The organism is Niastella koreensis GR20-10, assembly GCF_000246855.1.
Classification (GTDB): Bacteria; Bacteroidota; Bacteroidia; order Chitinophagales; family Chitinophagaceae; genus Niastella; species Niastella koreensis.
In genome coordinates, this window is record NC_016609.1 from 5,017,322 (window position 1) to 5,036,999 (window position 19,678).

General features: G+C 41.2%; 17 protein-coding genes. 7 read left to right on the forward strand and 10 right to left on the reverse strand.

The window, feature by feature from the left end:
- The first annotated feature begins 15 nt into the window (after positions 1-15).
- Both NIAKO_RS19585 and NIAKO_RS19590 read left to right on the forward strand, forming a co-directional pair.
- Complete coding sequence (locus NIAKO_RS19585; protein WP_014220184.1) at positions 16-3,048, forward strand: anti-phage-associated DUF1156 domain-containing protein; 3,033 nt, start codon at positions 16-18, stop codon at positions 3,046-3,048.
- Positions 3,049-3,072: 24 nt separating this feature from the next.
- Positions 3,073-5,826: a phospholipase D-like domain-containing anti-phage protein gene (locus NIAKO_RS19590; protein ID WP_014220185.1), complete on the forward strand. Its 2,754-nt coding sequence runs from the start codon at positions 3,073-3,075 to the stop codon at positions 5,824-5,826.
- A 258-nt stretch (positions 5,827-6,084) separates the two neighbouring features.
- Here the strand turns inward: NIAKO_RS19590 and NIAKO_RS19595 are convergent, their stop codons facing one another.
- The 8 genes from NIAKO_RS19595 to NIAKO_RS19640 form a co-directional block, all read right to left on the reverse strand.
- Positions 6,085-6,378 carry a hypothetical protein gene (locus NIAKO_RS19595; RefSeq protein WP_242675440.1) on the reverse strand — a complete coding sequence of 98 codons (294 nt, stop codon included), beginning with the start codon at positions 6,376-6,378 and terminating at the stop codon, positions 6,085-6,087.
- A 7-nt stretch (positions 6,379-6,385) separates the two neighbouring features.
- On the reverse strand, positions 6,386-6,766 hold the full coding sequence (locus NIAKO_RS19600; protein ID WP_014220187.1) for a hypothetical protein: 381 nt from the start codon (positions 6,764-6,766) through the stop codon (positions 6,386-6,388).
- 26 nt (positions 6,767-6,792) lie between these two features.
- The gene (locus NIAKO_RS19605) at positions 6,793-7,836 is read right to left on the reverse strand and encodes a relaxase/mobilization nuclease domain-containing protein (RefSeq protein WP_014220188.1); all 1,044 of its coding nucleotides are present in this window, start codon (positions 7,834-7,836) and stop codon (positions 6,793-6,795) included.
- Positions 7,833-8,213: a plasmid mobilization protein gene (locus NIAKO_RS19610; RefSeq protein WP_041348996.1), complete on the reverse strand. Its 381-nt coding sequence runs from the start codon at positions 8,211-8,213 to the stop codon at positions 7,833-7,835. The genes NIAKO_RS19605 and NIAKO_RS19610 overlap by 4 nt, the downstream gene beginning before the upstream one ends.
- Before the next feature lie 129 nt (positions 8,214-8,342).
- Positions 8,343-9,284: a toprim domain-containing protein gene (locus NIAKO_RS19615; protein ID WP_014220190.1), complete on the reverse strand. Its 942-nt coding sequence runs from the start codon at positions 9,282-9,284 to the stop codon at positions 8,343-8,345.
- 1,101 nt (positions 9,285-10,385) lie between these two features.
- A complete protein-coding gene (locus tag NIAKO_RS19630; RefSeq protein WP_014220192.1) occupies positions 10,386-10,595 on the reverse strand; it encodes a hypothetical protein in 210 nt (69 codons plus the stop codon).
- 12 nt (positions 10,596-10,607) lie between these two features.
- Entirely contained in the window at positions 10,608-12,875 is a 2,268-nt protein-coding gene (locus tag NIAKO_RS19635) for an RHS repeat domain-containing protein (RefSeq protein ID WP_014220193.1), read from the reverse strand.
- A gap of 525 nt (positions 12,876-13,400) precedes the next feature.
- Positions 13,401-14,717 carry an amidohydrolase family protein gene (locus NIAKO_RS19640; RefSeq protein WP_014220194.1) on the reverse strand — a complete coding sequence of 439 codons (1,317 nt, stop codon included), beginning with the start codon at positions 14,715-14,717 and terminating at the stop codon, positions 13,401-13,403.
- 218 nt (positions 14,718-14,935) lie between these two features.
- On the opposite strand from NIAKO_RS19640, the gene NIAKO_RS19645 reads away from it, so the two are divergent.
- Positions 14,936-15,790, forward strand: coding sequence for a CPBP family intramembrane glutamic endopeptidase (locus tag NIAKO_RS19645; RefSeq protein WP_014220195.1), 855 nt, complete (start codon positions 14,936-14,938; stop codon positions 15,788-15,790).
- A gap of 67 nt (positions 15,791-15,857) precedes the next feature.
- On the opposite strand, the gene NIAKO_RS19650 is transcribed toward NIAKO_RS19645, so the two are convergent.
- On the reverse strand, positions 15,858-16,322 hold the full coding sequence (locus NIAKO_RS19650) for a DUF3291 domain-containing protein (RefSeq protein WP_014220196.1): 465 nt from the start codon (positions 16,320-16,322) through the stop codon (positions 15,858-15,860).
- Positions 16,323-16,366: 44 nt separating this feature from the next.
- On the opposite strand from NIAKO_RS19650, the gene NIAKO_RS37605 reads away from it, so the two are divergent.
- The 4 genes from NIAKO_RS37605 to NIAKO_RS19670 all read left to right on the forward strand — a co-directional run bounded on the left by NIAKO_RS37605 (position 16,367) and on the right by NIAKO_RS19670 (position 18,391).
- Complete coding sequence (locus NIAKO_RS37605; protein WP_014220197.1) at positions 16,367-16,765, forward strand: winged helix-turn-helix transcriptional regulator; 399 nt, start codon at positions 16,367-16,369, stop codon at positions 16,763-16,765.
- Positions 16,766-16,837: 72 nt separating this feature from the next.
- Positions 16,838-17,386 (forward strand): RNA polymerase sigma factor, encoded by a 549-nt coding sequence (locus NIAKO_RS19660; RefSeq protein WP_014220198.1) that lies wholly within the window; start codon positions 16,838-16,840, stop codon positions 17,384-17,386.
- Positions 17,367-17,639 carry a hypothetical protein gene (locus NIAKO_RS19665; RefSeq protein ID WP_014220199.1) on the forward strand — a complete coding sequence of 91 codons (273 nt, stop codon included), beginning with the start codon at positions 17,367-17,369 and terminating at the stop codon, positions 17,637-17,639. Before NIAKO_RS19660 ends, NIAKO_RS19665 begins: the two co-directional genes overlap by 20 nt.
- Positions 17,640-17,677: 38 nt before the next feature.
- Positions 17,678-18,391, forward strand: coding sequence for an ATP-dependent Clp protease proteolytic subunit (locus NIAKO_RS19670; RefSeq protein ID WP_425311413.1), 714 nt, complete (start codon positions 17,678-17,680; stop codon positions 18,389-18,391).
- 98 nt (positions 18,392-18,489) lie between these two features.
- Here the strand turns inward: NIAKO_RS19670 and NIAKO_RS19675 are convergent, their stop codons facing one another.
- A complete protein-coding gene (locus tag NIAKO_RS19675; protein WP_014220201.1) occupies positions 18,490-19,665 on the reverse strand; it encodes a hypothetical protein in 1,176 nt (391 codons plus the stop codon).
- Positions 19,666-19,678: the final 13 nt, after the last annotated feature.

A 19,678-nucleotide genomic window follows, 5' to 3' on the forward strand; every position in this document is an offset into this window, starting at 1 on the left:
AAGAAAAAAGATTTAATGGATACCCTTAATGAAAAAAAGGTAACCGGAACCGGTCTTTCCTTTATGGAAGTGCAGTTCCCTGTAAGTAAGGTTTCAAAAGAGAGTTACAAAGAACGCAAGGCGGGGCAAAGTCAGACGCTTACCAGTTTGGGAAAGTGGTGGGGCCGTAAACCATTGATCCTGGTGCGGGCAACGATCTTGGGCTTATTAATGCCTGCCACAGATGATCCCATTATGGATAGAGAGATCTTTTTAAAGATCCTGATGATGGATAGTGAGGGCCTTTGGTCCAGAAAGAACAAACCCATGAAAGATGCTACCATCATTGAGAACCTGTCTTTAAAAGAATTGAAAGAATATTTTGAAGTACCCGTTGATCTATTTTCTGTGGAGGTGGAAAGCCAGGACAAGTTGATCAGACAGGCGGTTAAAAAAAATATTGACGGTATTAATTGGAAAAAAGGCTTATCAAAACAGGCAAAAGAGCTGGCTACAAAGCTGGCTTTTGATCGCCTGAGTTATGATGATCGTTTAGAATATTGTTTGCGCCCAGAAGAAACAACACTGGACAACAAAGCCACCTGGGCAGCAATAAACCAACACTTAGGGACCAATGCAAATTCCTTATCGGAATTAATGATAGCATTAGGCAAACAAAAGTTTGGCTATGTGCCCACCATTGGGGATTGTTTTACCGGTGGTGGCAGCATTCCCTTTGAAGCAGCCAGGATCGGGTTAAACAGCTATGCAAGTGACTTAAACCCGTTGGCTGGATTGTTATCGTGGTCTGGTCTGAATATTTTGAGTTTGCCTGAAGCCGAAGTAACTAAACTAAAAGATTTTCAGGAAAAAGTATTTGATGAAGTGGCCAAACAGGTAGAAGCATGGGGCATTGAAAGGAATGAAAAGGATTGGATGGCAAAATTTTACTTGTATTGTAACGAAACCGTGTGTCCGCATTGTAAAACAATAGTACCCATGAATCCGAGTTGGGTCGTAAGTAAAAAAGCCCGGGCAGTGGCTATTCCCAGGTACAATGCCATCAATAATAATTTCGACATCGAGGTCATACAGAATGCAACTGAGGAACAAATAGCGGAGTCGGACAGATTAGCCACCGTCAAAAACGGCGGATTATGGTGTCCTAAATGCGAAAATACTACACCCACGGCCTTATTGCGCAAGGATGATCTGGATGCGGAAGGAAATGTGAAATATGGTTTACGAAAATGGGAAGCCGGTGAATTTTTACCAGCTAAAAATGATGTGTATCAGGAACGATTATATGCCATTAAGTACCTCGAAAAATACCCTGATAAAACCTGGGAACAGTTTTTAAAGAAGCCCGCGCCTGCCACTGACTCCACTTACGGAACCATTCACTATGTGGCGCCTACCACCGACGATCTAAAAAGAGAACAAAAAGTCATTGCATTATTGAAAGAACGGTTTGCTGATTGGCAAAAGAAGGGTTATTTACCCTCCTCCCGGATCGAAGCCGGTGACAAAACCAATGAACCCATCAGAACACGAGGTTGGCAATATTGGCATCAATTATTCAACCCGAGACAATTACTGCAAAACGGGTTATTTGCGGAAACTTTTGATTTGCTGAAAGAAAATAATAATGAGGTTGTTGTAGGCGTATTGGGGCTAAACAGGGTGGCTGATTTTAATTCAAAATTGTGCAGATGGCACTCCCGAAATGCGCAGATCGCTCAAACATTCTATAACCAGGCATTAAACACGCTGGAGAATTATGCAGCCAAGGGCATCTCTGCTCAATATATTATCTGGATCATTGAACTTCAAAAATACATTGTTCAAAATAACTCCTCTTTGGATCTACAGGATGCAAGACAAATAAATGAGGAAAAAGACATCTGGATCACGGATCCCCCCTACGCGGATGCAGTTAATTATCATGAACTCACTGAATTCTTTTTAGCCTGGGACAAGCAATTCATCGAAAAAATATTTCCCCAATGGCATGGTGATAGTAAAAGGGTGTTGGCAGTGAAAGGAACCGGTGAGACATTCAATCAAAGTATGATTGAAATATATCAAAACCTTACCAAACATATGCCTGATAATGGCATGCAAGTGGTGATGTTTACGCATCAGGACCCTGCTGTTTGGGCCGACCTTACCTTGATACTTTGGAGTGCAGGCTTACACGTTACCGCCGCCTGGAACATAGCAACAGAAACTGAAAGTGGCGGCCTGAAAGAAGGTAATTATGTAAAAGGTACCGTATTATTAGTGCTGCGCAAATTGACGAGCAACAACACTGCCTTTACTGATGAAATAACGTTTGAAATTCAGGAAGAAGTAAAGCACCAGATAGATAGTATGCGGGGATTGGAGGATAAAGAAGATCCCAACTTCAGCGATGCGGATTATTTACTGGCCGCTTACGCCGCCACGTTAAAAATATTGACCGGGTACAAAATGATTGGCGACATCAATGTAGAGTATGAATTAAGTAAACCAAGAGATACCAAAAATGTAGGCCCCGTAGAAGCCATTATTGTAAATGCTATTCGTACTGCATACGATTATTTAATTCCCCAGGCATTTGACAGCTTTATCTGGAAAAGCCTGACTCCCGAAGAACGGTTCTTTATAAAAGGATTGGAGTTGGAAAAAAGCAATGTATACCAGTTAGGCGCCTATCAGGAAATGGCCAGAGGTTTTGGGGTAAAAGATTTTAAATCCTTATTGGCAAGCACCAAAGCAAATCAGGTAAGGTTTAAAATACCTACTGAGTTCGGTAATCGGGGTTTAGCCACCAGCGAATTGTTTAGTACTACGTTATTGCGTCAGGTTTTAATGGCTATCAACCAAAGCGAAAAAGAACAAAATGGTCAGGCGGGCCGGACGTGGCTGAAAAATGAGGTGGAAGATTATTGGAACAAACGCCAAACCATTATTGAATTGTTACGCTATTTGAGTACAACAGAACATATAGACCACATGCAACATTGGGAAAGCCCGGCCTTATATGCTAAGTATTTGGTGGAACTCGTTAGCAGCGATGGGGTTTAAAATAATTTCTAACAACCAAACAGCATGATACATCGCTTTTCATCACGCGTAAATAATTTAGGGGCGTCTTTTTTTAAAAATGCCCTTAGTGCCGCCGTTAACTACGATCGCATAGCTGGTTATTTCAGTAGCTCCATTATTGAAATAGCCGGCGAGTGTATTGACCAGATGGAGGGAAAGGTTAGGATATTATGTAATTCACATTTACAGGCGGAAGATGTAAAGTTTATAAAGAACCAGCCACAGGCGATGAACCTGGAGTGGTGCGATGGAAAACCGGAGGAAGAATTGGCCAAGATGCCGGAACGGCTGATCAGGTTATATAAATTTTTAGTATCCGGCAAAATGGAAGTGCGGGTTCTACCTAATGATGTTTTTGGGTTAATACATGGCAAAGCAGGCGTTATTACTAAAACAGATGGCAGCAAAATTGCCTTTATGGGCAGCATGAATGAAACCTACCATGGCTGGGGCAAAGGCGGCAACTACGAAATTGCCTGGGTTGACGATGATGAGGCGGCCATTAAATGGGTACAGGATGAATTTAATGAGCTTTGGCAAAATCCACTAGCAAGACCACTCACCCAATTTATTGTAGAGGACATTAAACGGATCGCGGAAAGAAAAGTAATTTATGAAATAACCCAATGGCGGGATACAGATAATCCGGCGGCTACCGTAATAGAAGCGCCTGTTTACAGAAAGGAATTTGGTTTATGGGAACACCAGAAATATTTTGTTGATCTAACCTATAAGGCCCATACTAAAGGATTAGGTGCCCGATATGTGTTGGCAGATATGGTTGGTTTGGGTAAAACCATTCAATTGGCCTTATCAGCCATGCTGATGGCATTGGAAGGCGATAAACCAATTTTAATAATCACCCCTAAAACATTGATCTTGCAATGGCAGGAAGAATTGCTTAACCTCCTGGATATGCCTTCGGCAGTCTGGAACGGCAGAAGCTGGGTGGATGAAAATCAAATTGAATATCCGGCAAAGGAAGAATTTGCATTAGGTAAATGTCCGCGGAGAGTGGGCATTATTTCTCAGGGTTTAATTGTCCGGTCAAGAGCCAAAGTGAGCGAACAGCTTTTAAAACAGCAATACGAATGTGTAATTGTAGATGAAACACACCGGGCCAGACGAAAAAATTTAGGTAGAAGCAGAGAAAATGATCCGCCCCAACCTAATAACCTGATGACTTTTCTGTTAGAAATAGCAAAAAAGACCAAAAGCATGTTGTTGGCCACCGCTACACCCGTACAAATACATCCTATTGAAGCCTGGGATCTATTGTACATTCTTTCTCAGGGCAATGATTTTGTATTGGGCAATGATTTTAGCATGTGGCAAAGAGAAAGATTGAAAGGCATTCATTTGATTACCGGCAGAGCCGAATTAGATACTGAAGCGCAACAATGGGACTGGCTACGTAATCCATTTCCGCCAGCAGATGAAAAGCCACAGACGTTTGGCAAGCTTCGCAGATCCTTAGGCATGAGCAAGTCAGATTTTGCCATCAAAGGAGACTTATCAGCTATACATAATTTGTCGCGCCAGGACCAGAGTACGGTCCGGCTTATTTTTAGCGACGATTTTATTAGAAATCATAATCCCTATATCCGGCATATTATCAGACGGGAAAGAAGGTTCTTGGAAACAACCATCAATCCTGATACGAATCAGCCTTATCTAAAGCCGATAACCGTGTCGTTGTATGGCGAAGGAGATGATGAAAGCTTACAATTAACCACGCATCTTTCTGACGCCTATGAGTTGGCTGAAGCCTTTTCTCAAGAATTAGCACAACGGGTAAAAAACAGTGGGTTTATAAAAACAATGCTGTTAAGACGCATCTGCAGCTCCATGTATGCAGGATTATCCACTGGAATAAAAATGCTTAATAACTGGGTAAATGAGACAGATGATGAAGATGACGATCTCTACGACGAGGAATATGGAAATGCCGATAAAGAGGATGACACTTTAAAAAATTTAACGACAGCAGAAAGAGAGTTGTTGGAGCGTTTTGTACGGTTGTTGGAAGAGCATCAGGAAAAAGATCCCAAATATTATTTACTGCGAAAGATCCTCACAGAAAAATTTATTAAGGAGCCCTGGTTAGACCGGGGATGTATTATGTTCTCACAATATTTTGATACCATCAAATGGATCAGTGACCGGTTTGCCAAAGATTTCCCATCCATTCCCTTTGGATTGTATGCCGGCAGCGATAAGTCTGGTATATATGAAAACGGTTATTTTCATAGAAAGACCAAAGAAGAAATAAAAAAATTGGTTCGTACCAAACAACTGAAATTTATTTTGGGTACGGATGCAGCCAGCGAAGGGTTGAACCTGCAGGCATTAGGCACTTTAATTAATCTTGACTTACCGTGGAACCCGACACGTTTAGAGCAAAGAAAAGGCCGCATTCAACGCATAGGCCAGGAAAGGGAGGAGATACTTATTTATAATATGCGTTATAGGGGTTCTGTAGAAGACAGGGTACATCAATTACTCGCCAGCCGGTTAAAAAGTATTCAGGATATTTTTGGGCAAATACCTGATACGCTTGAAGATGTGTGGGTAGAGGTGGCGCTGAAAAGAGAAAGTGAGGCTGAAAAAAGAATTGCAGAGTTTTCAGAAAATGACACCCACCCGTTCTATAATAAATACCAAAACCAGGAAAACATCAAACCCATAGATTGGGAAAGTTGTTCGCTGGTTTTAGATAGCCATGAAAAGAGAAAGTATTTGATGAAGGGGTGGTGAAGAATACCTGCCCGAAACCATCTAACTCGGATTAAAGTTTAACGTCCCCTGCCCGCATCATGAACGGGTCACATCAAGTACATGGCGGCAACCTGCCTGTCGGGACAACCGATCACACAGTCGTGGCAATCAACCCAAAAAATATTGATTATCATCAATTCGCATAACCTATTACAGGTGTATTTTTCAGAACAACGTCGTAGGATGAGGTAGTTTTACCAATACCGTTCGGCAATTACGTATATAACGTAGGCATAATTAACCCTCCGTTTTAAGTTCTTCAATCCGGCCGTCTGGCCACTCCGCAAGAACCTTACCGCCCTCACCAAAAATAACTGGCCTGCGTTTAGAAAAAGCCTTTTCTTTAGTTCGCTTTAAAATAGAAGCTGATACCTGGGCAAGCTCTCCTTTGGTCATTTCCGTGGTTAGCTTTTCTGTCCCTCCATATCTTAAAAATATAGGTGTTCTGTGTAGTTCCATATCATCCTGGCTTATCACCATAATGTTACAGATTTTTAATATTCTATCAATTTTAACGATACGCTTTACCATAAACAAATTATGCGGACTTGGCCAGATAATATACAAAAAGGAAAAAGGCGTATGTCAGCAGAAATATTCCTAAAATAGTCACAACAACCCACATTTTATTTTTCGATTCCAAAAATAACTGGAATCTTCCGGGCTTGTGTTTATTCAGACTAGTACTAATTGTAAGCCTGATCTCCAGCATACATTTTTCAATAATCTGCTCAAATTTACTGGTATCCCGTTCCGGTGTATGTATCACTGAGGGTTTATCAATCTTATTTTTAATAACATTAATTCCTGTTACCAGATCCGCTAATACTCGATTGGTTTTAGCGTGTTCTTCCACCAGTTCCTTCACTACCAATTTCAGCATTTCCTGTTCAATTCCGTTCACTTTATTGTTTTCCATAAATAATAATTTTAATTTTCAATAGCCTATTGACGGTGCCGTTGTTTTTTCTTCTTTTTCCGCTTCAATTCCATCAACCAATGTGGGTCAAGCGACTGCGATTGCTGTTCACCTTGTTGGGGTTCAAATAGTATTTTAAACAATTCATCCTGCAATTTGAAAAATGGGGAATGTTGAAGCTGCTCGAATTGGGCAGACATGTAAGTTTGTTCAATCAATTTTTGAGAAGCTGTAAGACCATGGCGGGGTTGGTACTCCTGTATCATTTTTGCCCGCATCTTTTCCTCTTTTGGCACCAATTCAATTTTCTGCCGCAACTCCAAAATGCGTTCAATTGTTGAAAGAGAAAAACCCACTTCGCTACCCTTAATTTTTACCTTTTTGTCGTCAATAAAAGAAATGCCCCGGCCCTTTAAAACTGCATAGCCCAAAGACTTCATTTTCCGCTCGAATTCCTGGTACGTTGTAACATGCTGCAGGGTGTCCCGTATATCCGTCTTTAACCGTTCTTTTCGCATGTCCTGACGAGGTATCAGGCGTTGCTCTTTTGATAAAAATTTCCGTGGATTTAGAACCTCCCGCAGATTATATTTCTTTTCCATTTGCCTGCAGAAATTTGCCATCCGCCGGTAATTATTGGTGAGGTTTACTGCCTTTCCATCATACCCAACCCGGTTGGCAACAATATGAATATGTTGTTCGCGGGTATCTTTATGAAGCGCGCAAACGTATTGGTTTTTGTCAAACTTAAACTCTGCTGCACAGGCTTGGGCAATTTCTACCAATTGATCTTTGGACAGCGATTCACCAGGTGCAAGTCGCAATGAAATATGCAGGACAGGTTTTTCTACCCGCGAGTTTAATTTTCGAACATCATTGAACTGACTGGCCAACTCACTTGCGGTACCAAAACAATTGTTATAATAAATTACTTCGGCCCGATCTTTATGCTGCAAATTTTCACTAATTGACAGTTCCAATTTCTCTTCTTCGGTTAGGTTTATTTTATCTTCCAGGCAATAGCCAATACAGCCGGAAAAAGATTGTCCTAACGTCATATTTCCCATCATTTCAAATAGTTTTTTATATCCTCTGCAAGCCGTTTCAAATCGCGGGATTGAATCTGTAAAGTGGCTCTTTCCAAAGCATTTAATTCTTCAATTCCATTCCTCTTTTTTGCGATCTGATTCAGGTTTGCAGCGAGGTGATTTAATGTGCCGGCGAGTTGTAAAACTTCTTTTGGAAATACAATTTCCCGTCTGTCAATATGACCATTGAGTGCTATTTCCCGCATGTATTGGGATACAGAAAGATTCACTGACTTGGCCCTGGTTTCTATTTTTTTCCTTTCTTCCTTGTCGCATTTTACCGGCAGCAACTGGTCTTTTTTTATTGCCTTTTTAGGACGACCGCCTTTCTTTTTCCTGATGATTTCATTCTGCTCCATAATCTTTTCCTCCTTACTTTTTTTGAATCCGCCGATAGGCGGATGATTAAAAAAGCCGTGAATCCGCCAGCTGGCGGATGAATAGGCCAACATTTTGGTAATACCAAAATATAGCTGGCTACCTAAAACTCAAAGGCCCCTGCCTATCCTTGGCCTTTGCTCCTGATTCTGCCGGTGATGTATAAGCCATTGATTTAAATCTTTGTGATTCCGGTAAAAATCACTGCGATCTATATACCTATCGGCATTCCATTGCAATGCCTGTTTTGTGCAATTCATACCGGCATTGTCTCTGTCTAAAATCAAATGAACCTGTTTGTATTGTTCCATTAAAGGACGGCTCTTTTCAAAAAAAGAAAGGGAGTTTAATACCAGGCAATTTGACAGTGTGGCTGTTAAATTTTTATTGACAGTACAAAAAGAAAGGAAGCTGAAAAGACCTTCAAATACCGCAACATCGTCGGTTCGATTGTCAATAAAAGTTATATCCTTGGGAGAACTTCCGCCCTTGAAATTTTCGTTGCGTAATTCATAGCCGCCAGCCTTATTTTGAAAGCCGATAACTGTATGCTTTTTGCCGTACAAAAGGAAGTCAATTTCCTTACAAAACCGGCTGGCAATTTCCAGCGGGATGCATCTTTTTTCAAGGTAATTCAGTAGCTGTTTTGCCGCCAACGGGCGGGAATCCACCACAACAATTTTACTGTCTGTGGTATCTTTCTTTTCACCAGCAAGGCGGGAATTTGCACCCGAAAGATTGCCGGAAACAGTAGGCGGGTGAAAAGAAAGAACCGGGCGAGTGTGGTACCCCGACAAACGTTCCAGCAAATCGCTAACGGAACAGTTATGGTAAAGCGTTCCGAAATCGATCAAATCGCCGCCCTTACCGATGCCATGATCGAACCAAATACCGCGGTTTCTATTTACTTTAAATGATGCCGTCTTTTCGTCCCGTAACGGCGACAAATACCAGTAATCTCCGTTTCTGATCCTTTGGGGCTGATGCCCTAAAAAGGCCAAATATTCGACTAGGTCGAGCCGTTTGGCCTGCTCACAATTTAATTTTTCCATGCTCACAGATTTTTGTTTCACAATTAAATACCAGCAAATAAAAAGGCCCGCAAAGCCTTGGGTATCAAACCGCAAGCTTTGCGAGCCTTGTTAAGTCTCCTAAAAATTTATTGGAAAATTGTATCGACGGGGTCACCAGACAGGACAAGACGGATTTTTTCCTCTTGTCCTGTTTCTTTTTTAGCCTGGAACCCGCGCCCAGACTGTGTATCAGCGACACGGCTTCATTCAGCCGGGGCGGTTCGAACTCCAAATCCGTCAATCGTCAAATTTTCGGGGTATATCGAACCAATTATTTCCCGCTTCTTTACAATGTCACCGTTTTTGTATAGGCGCTCCAAATTCATCAGGTTCTGCAATCCTGTATTTAAAAGCCCGTCAAAGTCTACCGGTGCTTGTATTGAACTGGCCAGTTTTCCCAATAGTTTTTCGATTTTTTCGGTGTAGCCCGGATTGCTGGGCAGGTTTTCGGCCCCGATGTAAAGGACATTATTAAAAAGGAAGAATCGCTGGTTGAGTTCATTATTGATAGGAACCGGGACAATTTTTCTTTAGACCTATTCAAAACGTAATATGCCCACTATGGCCGGGATCTGCTGGATATGATGGAACCTGGGTTTCTGGAATTCCTGTATACTTTTTTACATGATGAAGGCCTACCCTATTTAGCCGAAACTGTAAACTTGGGTTCGCTTACTTGTAAGTTATATGATCTGGTGCTGGACTTTAAAAGGTGCTTAAATCCCAAATTGTATCAAAAGCTGTGGGAGAATTCGTTTTACTACAGTCCACCTTATTTGGTGCTGTGTGCTTTTAATGAGAAGCCGCAGCAGACGTTGTTGAAGGTGTTTACGGTGATGAATTGGGAGCAACTGGAAACAAAGGAAAATGTAGCTAATTTTTTAAAAAAGTACTGTTTCTAAAAAAGTTAGTTAAATCAATTTATCCATGATGGACAATTGATGCTGTAAATCCCTCAGTCGTCCCCATAGTAAAAAAGAAGATCCTGTGACTGTATAAACACCTTAGGAAGAAAATACATGAGTAAGAATAACAATATTATTTTATCACCACTTCGTCAACCGCTATTTGTCAAACGAATTATTTTTCGGGAAGTTCCATAGTAATAACATTCCATTTTCCGCAATTATTACAAATTAAATATCGGTCAATTCTCTTCCCAGATGTACCTATAGGCTCATCTTTGACTATCAAAATGCCTACGCCGCATTCCGGACATGAAACTTTTGCATTCGGGTCGTTCTGAAGAATATGCCCGGCATCAAGCCATTTTTTTGTTTCAGTTTTCATAATATAAAATTACTACTGTTTCAATAGAGGGAGCAGTTTTTCAGACGTTTGCTCTGCACTCTGTGTAAAACCTTTAGTTTGATCTGCCCCCAATGATCCGGTATTCTGCGTTTTCAATCTGGTAACTTCCCAAAGCACCGTTCGCTCAACTCCCCCTGGAGCAGTAAAAGCTTTCGGCCCTAACATAAATCCTCCCTCTGAATGAAGGGTCATTGCCTCCCCATATGTAAATTCGGGGTCATACAATACAGTCCCGCCATTTATTTTCACTTCAGCAGATATACCTTTCTCATGGGCATTTTTAATAATTTCAAACTCTTTTGAATTTAAAATTGATTTCGTTTGCTTTAAAATGTTGGATTCAACAGCAGTGAGTCTGGGAATTATACCTAATAGTTGGCCCGCTATCTTGCCAGTGACACCGGTTATCTGACTTAGCAACAAAGCCCTCGGATCAAAAAGTCGCTTTATAGGATCTCGTTCAATTTCTCCATACATTATATCATTCATCTCAGCATTCCGGCTGTAGTCATAATATTTGTCTAGATTCTTCCCAAATTCAAAAAACTTATCAGCCTGAATGACATATGCTTCCTGCAAGCCTTCGCCCCGTCCTCCGTACAAACGCTTATACTCCTCTTCCGGAACTACCCTTGAAGCAAGATACCCTATAACTGCACCATTGTTGTTGAGCAACCATTGTATCTGAAATTGCTTATCCTTGTTGCCAACTCTAAGAGTAGTTTGATGCCTCTGAATGCTTGCTAATTCCCTTTGATCGAATGCTCCAACACCGTTAATTCCATTCCCTTTGTATCGAAAGTCAGGTTCAAGTCCATCCAAATCACTTGCGTGAATCGGCATATTTCCTGCAAACTGGTACGGTGAATAATAAGGAAATTTGGAGGACAATGGGTCTACACTCAAAAACTTTCCCAACCTCGGATCATACACCCGCATCCCATAATCCTGCTGTTTCCCCTCTCCCTTCACCTCATTATCATTTTCTTTTCCATTAAAACCATATCTATACCGGTCACCAGCGGGAGTAAGATAAGAACGTCCCGGTTGTAACATCCCAAACGGATAATAATCCTGTGCACTCACAATATCCGGTTCATAATGATCGATCAAAGAACTATTCGCAGGAGAAGGTACACCATTTTTTTTATCACTCACTGTGGCCAGCACGTTTCCTAAGTGATTGGTTAGCTCATATTCTTTTTGCCCCCTTGTTTGAGTCAAACTGTATCCTATGCCCAACAGGGGGATATAATTTATTTCAGATGTTTCATTTTTATAGGTATCATAAACAGCCTGCTCTATACTCTTTGCTTCGGGCGAATTCAATTGATTAATCTTTGCCCCAATTGCATTTAGTTGATTGTAGAGTTCTTTAACTTCCTTTTCATTCTGAACATTAACTTCATTGTACAACAGCGCATTTTGTCGTCTTATTGCAGACAAGGCTCCTTGCCATTGCAGCTCTAACCATCCCCGGTATAACAGAAAAACATCTGTCTTTTCTTTATTTAAAAGATCATACTTTTCCGGCTGTATGGCTACGCTGTCAATTATTTCAGAAAACCTATTTTGAACGTAAAACTGTCCTGCAGACTTTTTATACAGACTAATTTTAGCAACAGCGCTGGTGGGGTCAATGTTATAATATACGGTACTATCCTTTGTTTGTATCATGCTGCCCGCTTGCTCTTTGCTAATTTTATAAAGCGGTTCATTTTTCAAACTAAATGGGCTTACACAATTTAGATACATCAATTGCGTAAGAATCTTCTTCCTGATATTTTCTATTGCTATTAATTTTTGCAATCGGGTCTTGGCTGCCCGCACAGTTTCCACAGCAAACAGTGCCCGATAGTTACCATTCAATTTATCGAACTTTTGTATATCACCATACACCCGATAAATATCTTTAGCAGCGGCAATATCAGCCAGATAGTTATCACAAATATTATGATATAATACAAACGGGTCTAGTTGTTTTGAGATTACCTGTTCAAATTCCCGGTCAATGAGTTTGGTGGAATCAAATAACCGCCCATGACAAGTGAACCAGCATAATGTATGTGTTGCCTGATTTAATACGGCGATATTGATAAACGAGGAGCCACTGGCACTTCCATAAATATAATAACCGCTTCTTGCAGCAAGGGCGCTTTTCAAAACAGGGTCTACCCTGTTATCCCGCTGAACATCAGTTTGAGTGAAAGAATAAAGAAAAAGAATTATAAACGGTATAAGCAGCAATAGCTTTTTCATAGTAAGGTTATTGAAAGACAAATTAACAACAATAACCTGGTTTAACTTAAGCTGCTAACACTTTAATAATTCACAAGGAAAAATAGCAGGAAGAAAAGTTGGGAAAATGTGAAAATATTTTCCCAGAAACTTTTTGCCAGGGCATTTAGAAATACTATTTCTTTTCCTAATTGTCCTATTTGCCTGCACGTTACTTTTTCTTCTTTAGACAGGGTTGTTGCAAAAAAATGAAATAAATCCACTCACCTCAACATCCAATGCCTCTGCAAGCTCGGCAATGGCTTCCGCTTTAATTCAAATTCATGCAATAATATCCAGGAAAATTATTTCGGATTATTTTCTGGCGATAAAAGATCAAACTTAAAGAAGTCTTGAATTTCCACTTGCGAATTAGAAAATGTATTCCGAAAGTTTTTTCAAACTCAGAAGTCGCAAAATTACAAGTGACAGAGCATGGAATGGAAAATAGTGTCGAAGAGCACGCACACACACAAGCGGTTTGGCAATATGATTCTATTCCCGGAATCAGGGTTTATTTACATACACTTTTCCGCCTTTCATAACAAAATGAACCTGCAGAATAGCATTTATATTTTTATCAAGATCGTTGTCAAGGGCAATGATATCTGCCAGAAATCCCTGCTTTAAAACACCCAATTGATTGCTCCGGTTTATTTGCCTGGCAGCATTAATGGTTGCAAATTGAAGGATCTGAGATATGGCAACACCGGCCTCATAATAGCCGATCAATGTGCGTTTTGAAGGCTCTGCAAATGGCATTTTCAGATCAAGATAGTCATCGGAGCCAAATGCAATAGTCACTCCTTTATTTATTGCTCTTTGCAGGCGGGTTGCATAGCGCTTGCGAAAACGGGCAATTTGCGATGGTATGGTTGTATCGCCGGGATATGCCATATTACTGTAACGTGCGTATGTAACACTGTCCCCATCTGTTGGAATTAATATAACCCCCTTTTCAGCCATTAATTCAAGGGTACTATCTTCCACCTGATAACCATGTTCAATGCCATCTACCCCTCCCAGTATCGCATTGTAAACCGCTATGTTATTTGTTGCATGCGCGGTTACTCTTATGTTGTAACGGTGCGCTTCCTGTGCTATAGCTTTAATTTCATCAACACGAAGCATCGTATTGTTGGGTGTATTATTGGCGTATATTTTTATCACGTTTACACCCTGGTTAATATTTTCTCTTACTGCCTGTACAGCATCATCTACACTTTTTATGATCCTGTATTCATCGTTCACCAGTTGTTGATGTTTAAAGATCAAACCTGGCAATTGACCGCCCTCTGTAGATAAACCCTGGCCCGCGCAATTCATGCGGGGGCCAGGAATCAATCCTTCGTTTATGGCTCTTTGAAGGGCCATATCCGCAAATTGTCCGGAGTTACCTAAATCCTGAACCGACGTTATGCCTGCTTCCAGATATGCTTTTGCACGTACAGAACCATATATAGCCCGGTAAGCATCTCCATCCATGGATAATACTTTGACCATATCCAATGCCGTAAGTTCGTTATCGGAGGGATGCAATACCTCCCTGTTCAACAAGTGCGTATGACAATCAATCAGGCCCGGCAAAATGGTATATCGGGACAGATCAATAAGAGGGTAATTTTTTAGTTCTGCAGCAGTTACTTCTTTGGTTGGTTTTACGGCTTCAATTTTTGATTTATTTACAAGTATCGACATACCTGTTTTAAATTGTCCTGTTTCGCTATCGAATAGTTTACCTGCTTTTATTAAAAATTTCTGACCATCTTGTGCCTTCAATAAAACCGAAATAAAGACAAAGGCCAATAATAGTATATTTTTCATAATAAGATCTACTGATTAAAAATAAGGTGAAAGATAAACTAACTTACTGCACGGAAAGGCTAAATATACATTTATCTAACCATATAAGCTAACCGCATCAAATTCCCCACAAACCGATTCTAAAGTTGTACCGACAGGATCACGAAAACCCTGACGAATTCGGTGGCAGGCTGGTTACTTTGTATATTGCCGGTTAATCGATCAATAAACGCGATCTTATGAAACCGGATGCAAGTTTACTTACCTGGATATTTTTTTTTATCGCCAGTATGCTCATCTGCTTCAGGCGAACTACCAAAGCGGGCTGGCTGGCAGGGCTGGCGGCTTATGTACTGGCTTTAATCAGCGGACAAATAACCATAACCGGCCTGGCCTTTCTGGCATTAACAGGCGCCTTTCTGTTTTTGGCTGTACGTTATTTATCAGGATATAAACAGGTGGCGGCGCATATCGCTTTTATGGTATGCAGCATACTGCTTTTCATGCATCTGTTGCCGGGGTTTAATAACCTGCGCGTATTTGATAAAGTGAGGTTTACTGCTGATGCGGCTGCTTTTACAATGTATCTTAATCTCGACAAACCTTTTGTTGGCCTTATTCTTTTTACTTTTTTAGGCAGATCGTTTTATATAGAAAACCGCAGCACCAAACAATTGATTCAGGCAATAGCCATACCGCTGGCAGTAATAATACTTATTTGCCTGGGGGTTGCACTTTTATTGCATTTTATTTCATTTGAACCCAAATTTCCATCAGGCAGTTGGATATGGATCTTGAATAACCTGTTATTGGTAGCGGTTACTGAAGAGGCATTTTTCAGGGGGTATTTTCAGGGATATTGGGGAACGCGATTGTTCAGTAAACAGAAATACTATACACCGCTGCTTCTTTCAGCCTTTTTATTCGGCATCGTTCACACCACGGGAGGACCAGCGCTTATGCTGCTGGCATTTATAGCCGGAACAGGTTATGGCTATGCCTATCACAGAGGTGGTATCATGGCATCGGTACTAACTCATTTCACCTTTAACCTGCTTCACTTTTTATTGTTTACGTATCCTATGAGAGGGTGAAACCCATATTATGGGGCTGTCAACCATTCTCATTTTTCGTGACTGCCGCCTGCTGGATTATCCGTCATCAGACATTGTAAGATGCGGCTTCCTCAGCGGTAAATCTTTTCCTGAAAGTAAATGCCAAAGGTGTTTCGCCATTGTTACGCAGGAAATTTAGTTTTTCAACAGCCTCATTCACCGAAGGCTTATGACCTGCAGGAACATACCATAAAACCATATGCATTTCGGACATTCGCTCGAACCATTCTTTACGTCTTTTAAAAATTTCAACATGGGCAGACTGATATACATATTGAAATAAGTAATCGGGATGTTCCCAAACCGACATATTCACAATGATAAGATCATCGTTGTAAACTTTGATCGTGGTGGCATTATTGCTGTCGTCTTTGAGCCGCCATACAAATCCCTCGCTGTTTTCGGCCAATGCGTTGATGCGATCTAAATTGGCAACAAATTCGGCCATTACAGAGCTATCGATAGGCGCAAGCATTTTTCCAATATTTATCTGTGCTAAATGAAATTCCATTTTACTGTTATAATTTAGGGTATAAAAATAACTGATGTAAAAGCATGAAACAACAAGTAACGAAAAGGTTACCGGCTAAAAAGTCTACGAGCACAATACCACTGGTCCATTGCTCGGTGATTGCCACTTTGAAGCTTTTTTCTACCAAATGGAAGCCTTGTATAATATGTTATCTTGCAAAAAAATCACTGCGCTACAATGAGTTGTACAGGATCATTCCAAACATTAGCAGGAAAATGCTTTCGGAACATTTAAAAGAACTGGAAAACGATGAATTAATTGTACGCTGCCAATGCGATAAGAAAATGCGACGTGTAGAATATAGTTTGTCGCAAAAAGGCGCTTCTTTGTTACCGGTTATAGAACATTTACAGGACTGGGGCTTAGCCAATATAAAAAATGTGTTATCTATTCAGGAAATGGTAGCTATCACCATGTCGTAATGCAAAATAAATTTTTCACCCCGGGGTGATATTTGCCCTAAAAAAGCCACTTACTATTAAAACATGTCACCTATGACGCACACAATGGAACTGGAAGATGTAACGGCGGAAAGAAAGGTCCTTTTTATGCGACTGTACCAACAGGCCTTTCCGCTGGTGGCAAAATATGTGCAAGCCAGGGGCGGTTCGTTTGAAGAAGCCAAAGATGTTTTTCAGGATGCGCTGGTTATATATTATGAAAAAATCGCTTCTGCAGGCGTAAGCATACAATTTAGTGAACGTTCGTACATCATTGGCATAGCCAAACATTGCTGGTCGAAGAAAAACAAAGGGAACAACCGGTACACTTCCCTACCCGATTCATTACAACGTATAGCCATGGAAGAATCTGCAGGCAGCTCATCAGTTGAAAAGTTGTTGGAGCTGCTGAATACGTCCGGTCAAAAATGCATGGAGCTGTTACGTGCGTTTTATTACGACAACCTTCCCATGCAAAAAATAGCATCGATGTTTGGGTTTTCAGGCGAACGCTCGGCCACCGTGCAGAAATACAAATGCCTTGAAAAAGTAAGGGATATTGTTAAAAATAAATCGTTGACGTATGAGGACTTCCTTGAATGACATACAACAGATAGATGATTACCTGTTACAATATGCCGGAAAAACCGACCGCGCATTATTTGAAGCGCGGCTAATATTGCAACCTGCTTTACAGGAAAACCTGGTGTGGCAACAAAAGACCTATGATATTATAAGAGAACACAGCCGCCGCCGGTTAAAAGCAGAAATTGAATCGGTACATCAGCACTTATTTACCGAACCAGCGCATATCTCCTTCCGCCACAAGGTCCTTGGCATTTTCTTAAAGAAATAAGAACACGTACATAATTTAAAACTAATCATATGATAAGTATGAAAAGGGATTTTCGTGCCTATGCCGTACATCACCATCGTATAGGCAGCCAGCATATTGATGGCTTTATAAGCCGTATGGAGAATCGATTTATCCCTAAAGCCATGACACCGTATATCACGGAAGAGCGACAGTTAAACGTTGCACAAATGGATGTGTTTTCCCGGCTGATGATGGATCGCATTATTTTCCTCGGCGACGCCGTTGACGATAAGATCGCCAACATCATTCAGGCTCAGTTATTATTTCTGCAGTCGGCCGATGCCAAACGCGACATTCAGTTGTATATTAATTCTCCCGGTGGTTCTGTATATGCAGGCTTAGGTATTTACGACACCATGCAATACATTTCACCTGATGTAGCAACCATTTGTACCGGCACCGCTTTAAGTATGAGCGCCGTATTATTAAGCGCCGGCGCCAGTGGTAAACGTGCGGCATTGAAACATGCCCGGGTAATGATTCATCAGCCCTCGGGAGGTGTACAGGGCAATGCCTCGGACATAGAGATCACCATGAATGAAATTAAAAAACTACAGGAAGAACTGTACTCCATCATTGCCAGGCACAGTGGGCAGCCATATGATAAAGTATATGAAGCCAGCGACCGTGATCACTGGATGAAAGCGCACGAAGCCCGGGCGTTTGGGATGATAGATGAAGTGTTAGGTGACACGAACGATGTTACAACAAAAGCGCAGGCGGTAGCTTAATGTGCCTATAATTGTTCACCTTCAATAGGCTTCCCTTCACTGGTAAAAAAGGGCAGACACTTTCCTGTGTCTGCCCTTTTTTTATTATTGCACACTGGCTACAATAAAGGAATCTCAGACTGCGTATTGGTAATTCTTACTTCGTTCACCTTCATGGTCGTTTTTACTTTGTCAGAAGTCGTTTTCAATCCCGGATAACTGATCATATAAGTACCTGGTACCGGGTCCTGGAAGCCGGGATACCTGTTTTTGGCATCGTTGATCCAGTTTTTAATAGCGCTACTGGTAACCCATTGCACGCCATCAACATAAGCTGTAAAAGTATAGTCGGCAGCCATGGCAAAGGAGAATCTTTTATAGGTGTCGCCCTTCATTTGGAAGCGATTATCCCAACCTGACGTCGGTGTTATCAGGGCCAATGGGTTAGGTAGTCCTATAGTATTAAGACTATCTGAACTCCATACGGATTGGCCTGTTGTTGGTGTAAATCTCTCATAGCGTAACTGGTAATTTTTTACGCTTGCCGGTGTTTTAGCCTTCGATAATTTGATCGGGGCAAACTCCCAGCGGATCTCTCTGATAAAAGGATAAGTAGTGTTGGTTTTCGGTTGCTGAAACCTGATGCTTATATACGTAAATGACGGGATAGAATCAGTATTGCCATCGTCTCTGTAATTGAGTCCTCCTGTTCCGGTGCCTGTAGTGAATGCCAGTCTTGTTCTTACGGAGAAGGGTACTGTCAAAGGCAGGCTTAAGGATCTGCTGATATACGGGGTATCGGTGCCGGATGGCACTACCGTTAAGCAATTGGTGGTATCATTACCGCTGGTTGAGTAAGTAATAGTGTTTGATTTTTGCGACCATACAGACGAAAGCTGGTTGGCAAACTGGTAATAAAAATGATCTGTGAAATAAACATCCACATTCATGTCTGTTGTTCGTGTTGCCACTCCCCCATTGCCATATTTGGCATTTACAGTCACCTGGAAATCCCCTATACTATCGGGAGCTACCCACAGGTTTTCAAACAGGTGAGCGGTGTTGGCATCATCAAAGCGGCCGGCGGAACAGCTCCAGTCAAAATTCATTTGAGTATAATCTTTTGCCCCGCTGCTAAAATCAGTCCATACGGGTACCCGCTGGCCAAAATAAAATTCTGTCCCCATTTTGCTCAGGGAGATAATATCTGTAGAACCTCCCTCCTTTTTACACGATACCATTAGGACACTACTGATAATTGCAATCAAAGTAACTATCCGGGAATATTTTTTCATCTGTCTTTATTTA

Bases quoted from the DNA above. Each gene is read 5' to 3' on its own strand.
- NIAKO_RS19675 (WP_014220201.1), bottom strand. From the start codon at position 19,665: ATGAAAAAATATTCCCGGATAGTTACTTTGATTGCAATTATCAGTAGT.
- NIAKO_RS19660 (WP_014220198.1), top strand. From the start codon at position 16,838: ATGACGCACACAATGGAACTGGAAGATGTAACGGCGGAAAGAAAGGTC.
- NIAKO_RS19635 (WP_014220193.1), bottom strand. From the start codon at position 12,875: ATGAAAAAGCTATTGCTGCTTATACCGTTTATAATTCTTTTTCTTTAT.
- NIAKO_RS19605 (WP_014220188.1), bottom strand. From the start codon at position 7,836: ATGATGGGAAATATGACGTTAGGACAATCTTTTTCCGGCTGTATTGGC.
- NIAKO_RS19590 (WP_014220185.1), top strand. From the start codon at position 3,073: ATGATACATCGCTTTTCATCACGCGTAAATAATTTAGGGGCGTCTTTT.
- NIAKO_RS19670 (WP_425311413.1), top strand. From the start codon at position 17,678: ATGAAAAGGGATTTTCGTGCCTATGCCGTACATCACCATCGTATAGGC.
- NIAKO_RS19640 (WP_014220194.1), bottom strand. From the start codon at position 14,717: ATGAAAAATATACTATTATTGGCCTTTGTCTTTATTTCGGTTTTATTG.
- NIAKO_RS19630 (WP_014220192.1), bottom strand. From the start codon at position 10,595: ATGAAAACTGAAACAAAAAAATGGCTTGATGCCGGGCATATTCTTCAG.
- NIAKO_RS19595 (WP_242675440.1), bottom strand. From the start codon at position 6,378: ATGGTAAAGCGTATCGTTAAAATTGATAGAATATTAAAAATCTGTAAC.
- NIAKO_RS19650 (WP_014220196.1), bottom strand. From the start codon at position 16,322: ATGGAATTTCATTTAGCACAGATAAATATTGGAAAAATGCTTGCGCCT.
- NIAKO_RS19585 (WP_014220184.1), top strand. From the start codon at position 16: ATGGATACCCTTAATGAAAAAAAGGTAACCGGAACCGGTCTTTCCTTT.
- NIAKO_RS19610 (WP_041348996.1), bottom strand. From the start codon at position 8,213: ATGGAGCAGAATGAAATCATCAGGAAAAAGAAAGGCGGTCGTCCTAAA.
- NIAKO_RS19645 (WP_014220195.1), top strand. From the start codon at position 14,936: ATGAAACCGGATGCAAGTTTACTTACCTGGATATTTTTTTTTATCGCC.
- NIAKO_RS37605 (WP_014220197.1), top strand. From the start codon at position 16,367: ATGAAACAACAAGTAACGAAAAGGTTACCGGCTAAAAAGTCTACGAGC.
- NIAKO_RS19615 (WP_014220190.1), bottom strand. From the start codon at position 9,284: ATGGAAAAATTAAATTGTGAGCAGGCCAAACGGCTCGACCTAGTCGAA.
- NIAKO_RS19665 (WP_014220199.1), top strand. From the start codon at position 17,367: ATGAGGACTTCCTTGAATGACATACAACAGATAGATGATTACCTGTTA.
- NIAKO_RS19600 (WP_014220187.1), bottom strand. From the start codon at position 6,766: ATGGAAAACAATAAAGTGAACGGAATTGAACAGGAAATGCTGAAATTG.